Raw genomic sequence first — 11,241 nt, forward strand, 5'->3', positions numbered from 1 at the left:
GGTCACTACATCAAACTGGCCGGGCATCTCTTCAGCCAGCTCCTCAGCGGTGATTCGGCGATAGTTGACCTCAACGCCACTTTCCATGCTGTGCAGGCGGGCAACAGACAGGGGGGGGGCGCCCATATCAATGCCGGTGACCCGGGCACCCCGTTGCGCCATGGACTCACTCAGGATGCCGCCGCCGCAGCCAATATCCACCACCTGTTTGCCGGCCAGCCCGACACGTTCATCAATATAATTCAGGCGCAGTGGGTTGATCTCATGGAGCGGCCTGAATTCGCTGTCCGGGTCCCACCAGCGGCTGGCCAGTTCTTCAAACTTGGCGATTTCTCCGAGGTCCACATTTTGGGCTGAGCGCATGTCGGGCATGGGTTCTGGTCCGTCAAAGCAGTGTGATTGAGGCAGTCAGGGCTGTCATAGTCGGGGATTATACCGTTAATCCTGCAGCCGACCACAGTGTTGAGTGATGGAGTTGTCCGGGATTGAAAAATTGAACTTCAGTATTGAGGTTAATGTGATCAGGAAGAGATAAGGCTGAACCTTCAAGAACAGCCTCTGGAAGTTTCGTTATTGAGAAGTTTGGCTGTCAATAGTCAACACTGTTAATTTTCGAAGGGTTTGAGACGATTGGGGTCCAGCTTTCCGGGTTTGCCCGGTTTGGTTGCCACAACAGCAGGCTCATTTTTTTCAGCAGGCGCTGTTTTAGTTGGTTTTGTTTTGTTACTTACCGCCTCAGCCTTCTCAAGAGCACGCTTGGCAAGTTTTCTTTTTTGATTCTCGTCTATTTTTGTACCTTCGTTATATGCATCAGATAGTAAATTGACATAGTTCTTCAACACTTCTCTGTCTTTGGCAGACCTAAATCCATTAAAACATGCAATCTTTACTTCGTGTGGCAAAGAGCATGCATAGTCTAAATACCCTTCCCCTTTCCCTTTCCAAAGAACATGCTTATAGTCCTCTGGGTTAAGACCTACTGCTTCGAGATGTCTAGGTGATAATTCCATGGTAACAATCCTTTGTTGAGTTTAACTATCAAGCATCAGTGCTTACTTCAAATCTAGACCGGTTCAGGAAAAAGCACAGGTTTACCCGGTTGGCACTTTTTTGACGTTTTTCCTGAAAGCGGACATCCGACCTGTGCCATTGATGGATCGCCAAAAAACATATTCCCAAAGTGGTTGATGTATCTCGCGAATAAGACATGGATTGTGGTAACATCGGGGCTTTGAAAATCAATTACCTTGGGCGATCATTCCATTGGGATGCTCTGGGAAAGAGCATTTTTTTCTGTTTGGATAAGACCTTTTTATCAATGTCCTGGTCCACAGAACCGGAATGAGTGCTGACCGCTATCTGTTGGCCGTAAGCAAAAGGACGACTGGGTTTCCATGACTGAAATTGCCAAAGAGATTCTCCCGGTAAATATTGAAGATGAACTCAAGCAGTCCTATCTGGACTACGCCATGAGTGTCATCGTTGGCCGTGCCCTGCCCGATGTGCGTGACGGGCTCAAGCCCGTACACCGGCGCGTACTGTTCGCCATGAGCGAACTGGGCAACGATTGGAACAAGCCTTATAAAAAATCTGCCCGTGTGGTCGGGGATGTGATTGGTAAATACCACCCTCATGGTGACTCTGCGGTCTATGACACCATTGTCCGGATGGCGCAGCCATTTTCCCTGCGCTACATGCTGGTGGATGGCCAGGGTAACTTCGGCTCCATTGACGGTGATTCTGCTGCAGCGATGCGTTATACGGAAATCCGGATGGACAAGATCGCCCATCAGCTGCTGGCGGATCTCGACAAGGAAACCGTAGACTATGTGCCTAACTACGATGGCACAGAGCAGATTCCTGCCGTTTTACCCACCCGTGTCCCTAACCTGCTGGTGAATGGCTCCGCCGGTATCGCGGTGGGCATGGCCACCAATATCCCACCACACAATATGACCGAGGTGGTCAATGGCTGCCTGGCGCTTCTGGACAATGAAGCACTGACGGTTGATGACCTGATGGAGTACATCCCGGGGCCTGACTTCCCTACCGCGGCGATTATCAATGGCCGGGCCGGTATCCTTCAGGCTTACCGCTCCGGTCGTGGTCGCATTTACATTCGTGCCAGGGCCGATATCGAGCACGATGAAAAGAAAAACAAAAGCACCATTATCGTTACCGAGATCCCTTATCAGCTGAACAAGGCACGCCTTATTGAGAAGATTGCCGAGCTGGTAAAAGAGCGCAAGATTGAGGGTATTTCCGAGCTGCGTGATGAGTCTGACAAAGACGGCCTGCGGGTGGTGATCGAGCTTCGCCGGGGTGAAAATGCCGAGGTGGTGCTCAATAACCTGTATGCCCAGACCCAGCTTGAGTCCGTTTTTGGCATCAACCTGGTGGCCCTGGTGGATGGCCAGCCCAGGCTGCTCAACCTGAAAGAGTTTCTGGAAGCCTTTATCCGCCACCGCCGTGAAGTGGTCACCCGCCGCACCGTCTATGAGCTGAGAAAGGCCCGCGAGCGTGGCCATATTCTGGAAGGCATGGCGGTTGCCCTGTCCAATATCGATCCGGTCATTCAGTTGATCAAGGACTCACCGACACCGGTGGAAGCGAAAGAAAAGCTGATCGCCAAGGGTTGGAACCCGGGTCATATGATGGAAATGGCCGAGCGAGCCGGTGCCGATGCCTGTCGCCCTGATGACCTGCCTGAGGCTTTCGGTCTCAGGGATGGGCTTTATTACTTGTCGCCAGCCCAGGCCCAGGCCATTCTGGACATGCGACTGCACCGACTGACTGGCCTTGAGCATGAGAAGCTGCTTGCTGAGTACCGGGAGCTGCTGGGAAAAATTGCTGAACTGATTCTGATCCTCTGTGACCCAATGAAGCTGCGTGCCGTGATCAGGGAAGAGCTGGAGCAGGTACGGGATGGGTTTGGTGATGAACGCCGCACCGAAATCACCAGCTCCCGCCGTGACCTGACCGTCGAGGACCTGATCGATGAAGAGGACATGGTAGTCACCCTGTCCCACGGTGGCTATGCCAAGACCACGCCCCTGGATACCTACCAGGCACAACGTCGTGGTGGCCGCGGCAAATCAGCGGCTTCGGTAAAGGAAGAGGATTACGTCGAGCACATGCTGGTGGCTAACACCCATACCCAGATCCTCTGCTTCTCCAGCAAGGGTAAGGTCTATTGGTTGAAGGTCTATCAAATTCCGCAGGCTGGCAGAACCTCCCGTGGTCGGCCGATCGTCAATATTCTGCCCCTGGAGCAGGATGAGAAAATCACCGCCATGTTGCCGGTAGACGAATTTACCGAAGGCCATTTCGTCTTTATGGCGACGCTCAATGGTACGGTCAAGAAGACCCCCCTGGAGCAGTTTGCCCGTCCACGTACTTCCGGTCTGATCGCCCTGGGGCTGGATGAAGGGGATACCCTGGTGGGGGCTGAAATTACCACCGGAGACAAGCAGGTGATGCTGCTGTCTAATGGTGGCAAGGCGGTTCGCTTTGAGGAGACCGATGTTCGTGCCGTCAGTCGGACTGCCCGGGGTGTACGGGGCATGAAGCTGCCTGAAGATCAGCGGATTATCTCCCTGATTATTCCGGAGAAGGATACCCAGATTTTGACTGCCAGTGCCAAAGGGTACGGCAAGCGAACTATCGTCGATGAGTTCCGGCTCACCAGTCGTGGTGGTCAGGGCGTTATCTCCATGCAGTGCACTGAGCGTAACGGTGAAATCGTGGGCGCTATCCAGGTGAAGAGCGGTGAGCAAATCATGCTGATTTCTGACCAGGGTACACTGGTGAGAACCGGGGTCGATGGCGTCTCTTCGCTGAGCCGCAATACCCAGGGTGTGACGCTGATCCGTGTCTCTGAAGGTGAAAAGCTGGTGGGTGTTGCCCGTGTTGAGGAACCAGAGGTTGTCGATGCTTCTGAGCCTGAAGGGCAGGATGCCAGTGAAGGAACGGTAGAATCCTCATAGTTTGAAAAAACGCCAGCCCAGGGCTGGCATTTTTAATCAGTCATTTAGAGAGTTTGTCTTAGAGAGTTTGTCGGTAATCACCAGGGTAAACCGCCGTTGAGTGGTTAGGGAGTGATTGTGAAGCCTTGTGTAACAGATGATGTAAACGATGTTCTGGCGCAGTTGGACAATCGGGTTTATAACTTTTCAGCCGGACCTGCACCGATTCCCTATGATGTGCTTCAGCAGGCCCGTGATGAGATGATGAACTGGCAGGATGTGGGCGCTTCGGTGATGGAAGTGAGTCACCGTGGCAAGGCGTTTCTCGCGGTTGCCCATGAGGCCGAACAAGACCTGCGTGACCTGTTGAAGATCCCTGATAACTTTAAGGTGCTTTTTCTGCAGGGAGGAGCACGGGGACAGTTTGCGGCGGTGCCATTGAACCTTAAAGGTGACAGGACTTCGGCTGACTACGTCAACAGTGGCCACTGGGCCCAGTCGGCCATCAAGGAAGCCCAGCGCTACCTGGATGTGAATATTGTCGCTGATGGCAAGGACAGGGCCTTTCATGCCATGCCTGGCGTAGACCAGTGGCGGGTAAGTAAAGACGCCGCTTATTTGCACTACACGCCCAATGAGACCATCGGTGGCCTTGAGTTTTCATTTATCCCGGAGACGGCTGATGTGCCACTGGTTGCCGATATGTCCTCCAATATTTTGTCTGGCCCGATTGATGTCAGCAAGTTTGGCGTTATTTATGCCGGGGCCCAGAAGAATATTGGCCCGGCAGGCCTTACCGTGGTGATTGTTCGTGATGATCTGTTGGAGTGCGGTTCACTGCTGTGTCCTGCGGTGCTGGACTATAAGCTGCAGGCCGACAATGATTCCATGTATAACACGCCGCCAACCTTCGCCTGGTATCTTGCCGGTCTGGTCTTTAAATGGCTGAAAAAACAGGGTGGGCTGGCAGGGATTAATGCGCTCAATGAGCGTAAGGCCACCAAGCTGTACGCTCAGATTGATGGTTCCGGCTTTTATCAGAATTCGGTGGAACCACAGTGGCGCTCCCGCATGAATGTACCTTTTACGCTGACCAGGCCAGAACTGATTGCAACGTTCCTGGCCGAGTCTGAACAGGAAGGCTTTCGCTATCTGAAAGGGCACAAGGCCGTAGGTGGTATGCGGGCAAGTATCTATAATGCAGTGCCAGAGTCGCATGTGGATGCTCTTATTGACTTCATGAAAGAATTTGAACGGCGGTATGGATAATGGCAGAAGAAAAGTTGGGGCAGTTGCGAACTCAAATTGATTCGCTGGATCAGCAAATCCTTGATCTGATCAGCGAGCGTGCGCGATGTGCCCAGGAAGTGGCCCGTGTAAAAACAGAAGCTGACCCCTCCGCAGTGTTTTATCGCCCTGAACGCGAAGCCCAGGTGCTACGTAAGATCATGAAGAAAAATGACGGGCCTTTGAATGACGAAGAGATGGCCCGTCTGTTTCGTGAAATCATGTCCGCTTGCCTGGCGTTGGAAGATCCGGTCAAGGTGGCTTTTCTGGGGCCTGAGGGCACATTTACCCAGCAGGCTTCCCTGAAGCACTTTGGACACTCTGCGGTTTGTGTGCCCATGATGGCCATTGATGAGGTATTCCGGGAAGTGGCTGCTGGTGCGGTCAACTATGGTGTGGTGCCGGTGGAAAACTCCACAGAAGGGGTTGTCAGCCATACCCTGGACAGCTTTATGGACTCGTCACTAAAGATCTGTGGTGAAGTGGTGCTGCGCATTCATCAGCATATGATGATTTCAGAAAACACCCGCCGTGACCATATTACCCGTATCTACTCCCATGCCCAGTCATTTGCCCAGTGCCGCAAATGGCTGGACTCTCACTGGCCGATGGCAGAGCGGGTAGCAGTAAGCTCCAATGCAGACGCAGCAAAGCGGGTCAAGGGGGAGTGGAATTCGGCGGCTATTGCTGGTGATATGGCCGCAGAAATGTATGGTCTGGAAAAGATTGTCGAGAAAATTGAAGACCGCCCGGATAACTCAACCCGGTTTTTGATCATTGGCAATCAGCCAGTTCCACCCAGTGGTGATGACAAGACGTCAGTGGTCATCAGTATGCGCAACCAGCCGGGAGCGCTCCATGCGATTCTTGAGCCTTTCCATGTTCACAACATCGACCTGACACGGGTTGAGACCCGTCCATCGAGAACAGGAATCTGGAACTATGTGTTCTTTGTGGATTTTGAAGGTCATCAGGATGACCCTGTTGTTGGCAAGGTGCTGGAGAAGCTGGGTGAGCGTGCTAATGACCTTCGGGTGCTTGGTTCTTATCCCAAGGGTGTTCTCTGATCGTTGACACTGCTGATTCATATATCAGAACTATCGTTTCATCTGAGCGTAACGATCATAACCAGACAGAATTTTTTTCAACTCTTTTGGATCCACTGTGTTGAGGAACTGTAGTGTTGATTTCGCCTGTTCAATAGCATTAGCGATGTCCATTGGTAATGCTTTTTCAGGCAGATGCTCCTCCGGAAAATAATCCAGCGTCACCTGATCATCCAAATTCTGTAATGCCTGAAAGAGATGCCCGGTTTCCACGCCCTTCTTACCCAGCTCTGCCAGTTTAGCGGACAGGTAACAGGCCGCGAGGGTATCCCTTTTTGTCTGGTTGTTTTGGTATGTATGGCTGGTCTTTTGGTGGATATCCCGTAATTCATCCACGGACAATCCCATGGCAAAACCAATGGAAAACCAGTTATGGCTTAATGACAAACGGCGCAAAAAATCCGGGGTCAGCGGTTTTGAACCAGCCATGGCGGCAGCGTTGTCATCATCCTGGCGATAGATTGGTTCGACTGTGGACGGCTCAGGGTTTAATTTCTGAAATAACGACAATGATTTATGGTTATCGGCAATGAGTTTTTCCAGCTCTTTTATCAGGCGATCAGATCCGGCAGCTTTACGCAGGGCATACAAGATATGTTCTGGCGTTAGCTCGGGCTGAGAACGAAATGCTGCATGCAGTAGATTGGAATATTGGTTTTGGGTGGTTTCATCGACGGAAGTTTGGTTGAGAATTCTCCTGCGGATGGGCCATGGTACCCTCAGGGCATCACCAAGGGCGTCAGCAGGTATCTGGATCCTGGCAAGTTCGGAAGTCATAAATTCATTTTGTTTACGCAGTTTGTGTGGTTTTGCCAAGGGAATTGGTGCTGGATTGCTTTTCAAGGCCTCAATCAGCCGATGTGCACAACGGATGTTGTTAATCTCAGGGTGGCTTAGTATTTTCACCAGCTCATTTGTGGTCATGCTGCCCCCTTGTTTATCCAGAATTTTTTTTAGCAAGGTCGCAGTTGACACTTCATTACCACTTTTTAAGGTTGCCTGCAAATCCTGATCCGCCATCAGTTCCGGATATCCGGCCGCAAAGGCAATGCTGGCCGTCGAGACTTTTAATAGGTAGCCATCTCCTGTGAAGATCTGATGCAACTTGAAGAAATCCAGCGGATAATCCAGCGCAGCATTGTCATCAACAGCCTTTACATCGGGAAGCCAGTGAGTCAGGAACCGACTCTCAAATACAATACCAAAATTTTTACAGTGCGATTTGACCAGATCGAATCTTGAGACACCCGCCAGGATGGTCAGTAGTTTTTCATGGGTTATCTTCAGTCCTTCCCGGACTATCCCACTGTGACCAGAGAAATACTTATGCCGGGAAAATTGCGGTAAGGTTTGTGCAATGTTGGCAATTTCTGCTCCGGGATATCCCAGATATATGCAAATCAGAAGATCCTCCTCGGGTGATAAGCCCCGGGTGATTTTAGTGTCCAATTTGTCCCAGTATACCGTGTCGTCCAGTTGTGTTTCAGACAACCGGGAGCATACAGCGCTCGATATTACACTCGATTCAGGGATCGGGGTGACGTTGTTTGCAGTAACCGAAGAAGGCAGGGCGGTAGCTTTTAATGTACTATCGTTTAGCTTAATTGGCTTTTCAGAGCTGCCAGCCTTGGAAGTATTCCCGTCTGATGCAGAAAGGGAATTAATATCTGGAAATTCCTCCTCATTTTTGACAATAGCTGAACTTACGTGCATCTGATGCAGCTGCCCTGCCGTGGAAGGCTCTGCTTTTATTCGCATTGGGGGGGCAGATTCAGCAGCTGGATTGTCAGCGGATGGCCTTTTCAATGATTTGAAAGTATTTCCACTGGTAGCACTTGTGCGGACCATGTTAGTGAGAAATCTCAGGTTTTTCGGTCCGATAGCAGAAACAATCCGGGCCGTTAATTGGCCCTGCTCATAAGCTTTGGCGATCTCCCCGGGTAATGCTTTTTCAGGCTGGCCAGTCAGATGCTTTGGAAAGTAAGGCAGTGTCGCCTGATCGTTCAGAAGTTCCAGTGCCTGGTGAAGATGACCTGTTTCCAAGCCTTTTTTAACCAGTATCCCGGATAATGCCGGAGCGGCAAGGCTCAGCAAGCTGTGATCGCACGAACCGTCTTTCGCGAGCGTCTTGGCACCAATACTTTCAAGCTCATCACCTGACAGCCCCATGGTCACACCAATCAAAAACCAGTTATGGCTTAAAGGTAAGTGACGCAAAGAATCCAGGGTCAACGGTTGCGAACTGGCAATCCTGGCAGAGTGGTCATCTTCTGGCCAAAAGAGTGGTTTGGGTTTGGGTAACTCTTCAGGAGGGAATTCTTGTAGCCCGGGTAAACGTGCCCTGTGGCCTAATCTTTTATCTTGTTCTATCCACTTTTCTAACTCTTTGTTACAACCACTGGCTTTGCATGCTTCATTCATCGCATGGATAATATGCCCGGGGGTGAGTCGGGGTGAGCAAAGGATTGCTAGTTCCAATAGACCCTCAAACTGGTATAGGACCCCATTGCCAGAATTTAATTCAAAAAATTTCTGGATTAAATGCAACGGTATCCCAAGGCTTCGGGCAAAATGTTCGGGGTTCATCCCTGGATCTGAAAGTTTGAATGCCAGTTTCTTGAGCAGATAATCCCAATTACCAATGTTATCCCTGCGGAAATAAGGGCCAGTATTGCCTTTCAGGGATTCAATGAGCTGGTATGCAGAGTTGATGCGCATAATTTCAGGGTTGCTCATGATCTTAACGATCTCATTAGTGGTAATGCTTCCACCGTGTTTATCCAGGATTTTTTTCAACAGGACTTTGTTTACAATTTGGTTTTTAGCTTTGGAACATTGTTTAATGTTCGGGTCATCCATCAATTCCGGGTATCCGGCAGCATAAGCTAATGTTGTCGTCGGGATATTATAAAAAAAACAGGTTTTTTCTTTTTTAAAGAATTTGTCCAGCTTGAAAATATCCAGCTTGTGATTCAGGGCCGCATCAGTATCAGCAGCCTGTACACAGGCAGGCCAGTCAGACAGGAACTGACTATGGTCAGCGGCAATACCCGAGGTTGCACAATGCAATGCCACCAGAGATGGTCTTGAGCTATTGGCCAGAAACTTGAGCAATAGTTCGTGGGTTATCTTGCAGTTTTCTTCAATGATAAGGCGTTCAATTAGTGGAAAAGGCCCTGTTGCATTAGCCCTGAGTGTTTGCAGGAATACCATTAATTTGTTTAACGGTATATCCAGGTAAACAAAGAACAGTATAAAATCTTTTATGGTTAGACTTTCTCTGATTTCCTGGTGTAATTCCCCCCAGTTCACAATGTCACCGAGTTGTGTGGCAGGCAATGGGTCAGAGGCAAAACCGGAATCAACGCTCCGCTCAGATATGGCAACCGCAGATGTTGGTGGTTTCGGCTCAATGGGTTCAGAGCTGCCTTGGGTAAGGCTGACGCACTTCCCGGCAAAAGGTGAACTTGTACAGGAATCAGTCGGTGGGTTTTGTATTTTCAGTTCTGCCAATTCTTTGAGCAAGGGAACAGGGGGGGGCGTATCGGTTGAATGAATCATGAAACTATTTCCAAAAATTATCATTATTAAGTAGTTAACCCAATGAAATCATATTTTCTGACCAGGTTGTCAGTCGCTCTCGGCAACTGCTCCTGCTTTGCTGTACCTGGCTTGGGAGTTACCTCGGAGAAAGTATTATCATTTAATCTGACGATCAGAAAGCAAAAAGGTTCAGTAATATCGCAAAAAAGTAGAAATCAATTGGCATCAATATTGTTTTTGCGAATTAGCCATCCATTGTTGGATTTGGTTGGCAGAAATATGGGAAGACCTATCTATTAATAACGGCTCTTGGGGTAGACATTAAGGAACAAGCAGTAATGGAATTCGGCGGCAATTGTCAGTGATATGGCTGCAGAGATCCATACTGAGCATATGTCTCGGTTTTCCCGGAATTGGTATCAGTAGTCTTGCTCCATCTGGACGAAACGATCATAGCCAGAAAACACTGTTGTCAATTTTTCTGAATCGACTGTGTTGAACATCTCGATTGTCAGTTTTGCCAGTTTAATGGCTTTATCGATTTCTTCTGGCAATGCTTTTTCAGGGGTGGCCGACAGATGCTGCGGAAAATAATGCAGTGCCACCTGATCATTCAAATTGTGCAAAACCTGAAAGAGATGCACTGTTTCCACGCCCCTCTTACCGAGTTCTGCCAGTTTAACGGACAGGTAACAAGCCCCCGGGTTGCACCTTTGATCTGGTCCCTTATATTTCCCTTCTTTGGTCGATGTCCCGTAACTCTTTCATGGACATTCCCATGGCGAAACCAATCAAAAACCAGTTATGGCTTAATGGTAATTGACTTAAAAAATCCAGGGTTAGCGGTTGCGAAGTGGCAGTTCTGGTGGAGTTGTCATCTTCCTGCCCATAAAGTGGTGTGAGTTCAGGTAATTCTTCGGGAGGAAATTCATTGAACCAGGGCAAACCTGCTGCTTTCTTTGCTTGTTCTATCCAGTCTTTAACCTTATCGCCACAGCCGCTCTCACGGCCTGCTTTCTCCATCGCATGGATAATATGTCCCGGCTTGAGTCCCGGTAAGCAGTTGATTGCCTGATCGAATAAACTCGAGAAGTTGCTTTGGGTGTCTCCTTTTTCCGCAGCTCTGAAAACAATCTTCTGTACCACGTGCAGCGGTAACCCGAGGGCACGACCAAATTGTTCAGCATTGACCCCCGGCATTGTTGACCCCCGGCATTGGAAGTTTGAACACCAGATAGTCACAGTGTATCTGCCAATCTCTGTTTTTCCGGGAAGGATCAGTTACATCTGGAATTTTCTGATTTTTATACCATCCTCTTAATCAATCTTTTTTACCAACG

The 11,241-nt window shown here is 49.6% G+C and carries 8 protein-coding genes; 3 read left to right on the top strand and 5 right to left on the bottom strand.

The genetic code is table 11. The features are described 5' to 3' along the window. Nucleotides 1-363: bifunctional 2-polyprenyl-6-hydroxyphenol methylase/3-demethylubiquinol 3-O-methyltransferase UbiG (ubiG, locus tag KDK14_RS09170; RefSeq protein WP_306671496.1), on the bottom strand; the 363-nt coding region annotated here is incomplete at its 3' end. Nucleotides 364-605: 242 nt separating this feature from the next. Next, entirely contained in the window at nucleotides 606-1,010 is a 405-nt protein-coding gene (locus KDK14_RS09175; RefSeq protein WP_257264796.1) for a hypothetical protein, read from the bottom strand. Nucleotides 1,011-1,394: 384 nt separating this feature from the next. Here KDK14_RS09175 and gyrA point away from each other — a divergent pair, with 384 nt between their 5' ends. The 3 genes from gyrA (at nucleotide 1,395) to pheA (ending at nucleotide 6,319) form a co-directional block, all read left to right on the top strand. After that, nucleotides 1,395-3,986 (top strand): DNA gyrase subunit A, encoded by a 2,592-nt coding sequence (gene gyrA, locus KDK14_RS09180; protein WP_257264797.1) that lies wholly within the window; start codon nucleotides 1,395-1,397, stop codon nucleotides 3,984-3,986. A gap of 117 nt (nucleotides 3,987-4,103) precedes the next feature. Further along, complete coding sequence (gene serC, locus KDK14_RS09185) at nucleotides 4,104-5,234, top strand: 3-phosphoserine/phosphohydroxythreonine transaminase (protein WP_257264798.1); 1,131 nt, start codon at nucleotides 4,104-4,106, stop codon at nucleotides 5,232-5,234. Beyond that, nucleotides 5,234-6,319, top strand: a complete 1,086-nt coding sequence (gene pheA / locus KDK14_RS09190; protein WP_257264799.1) for a prephenate dehydratase — start codon at nucleotides 5,234-5,236, stop codon at nucleotides 6,317-6,319. Before serC ends, pheA begins: the two co-directional genes overlap by 1 nt. Nucleotides 6,320-6,349: 30 nt before the next feature. On the opposite strand, the gene KDK14_RS09195 is transcribed toward pheA, so the two are convergent. The 3 genes from KDK14_RS09195 to KDK14_RS09205 form a co-directional block, all read right to left on the bottom strand. Continuing rightward, nucleotides 6,350-9,919 carry a hypothetical protein gene (locus tag KDK14_RS09195; protein ID WP_257264800.1) on the bottom strand — a complete coding sequence of 1,190 codons (3,570 nt, stop codon included), beginning with the start codon at nucleotides 9,917-9,919 and terminating at the stop codon, nucleotides 6,350-6,352. A 401-nt stretch (nucleotides 9,920-10,320) separates the two neighbouring features. Next, a complete protein-coding gene (locus KDK14_RS09200) occupies nucleotides 10,321-10,518 on the bottom strand; it encodes a hypothetical protein (RefSeq protein WP_257264801.1) in 198 nt (65 codons plus the stop codon). 109 nt (nucleotides 10,519-10,627) lie between these two features. Continuing rightward, the gene (locus KDK14_RS09205) at nucleotides 10,628-11,101 is read right to left on the bottom strand and encodes a hypothetical protein (protein ID WP_257264802.1); all 474 of its coding nucleotides are present in this window, start codon (nucleotides 11,099-11,101) and stop codon (nucleotides 10,628-10,630) included. Nucleotides 11,102-11,241 lie beyond the last annotated feature (140 nt).

Source organism: Endozoicomonas sp. ONNA2, assembly GCF_024606365.1.
GTDB lineage: Bacteria > Pseudomonadota > Gammaproteobacteria > Pseudomonadales > Endozoicomonadaceae > Endozoicomonas.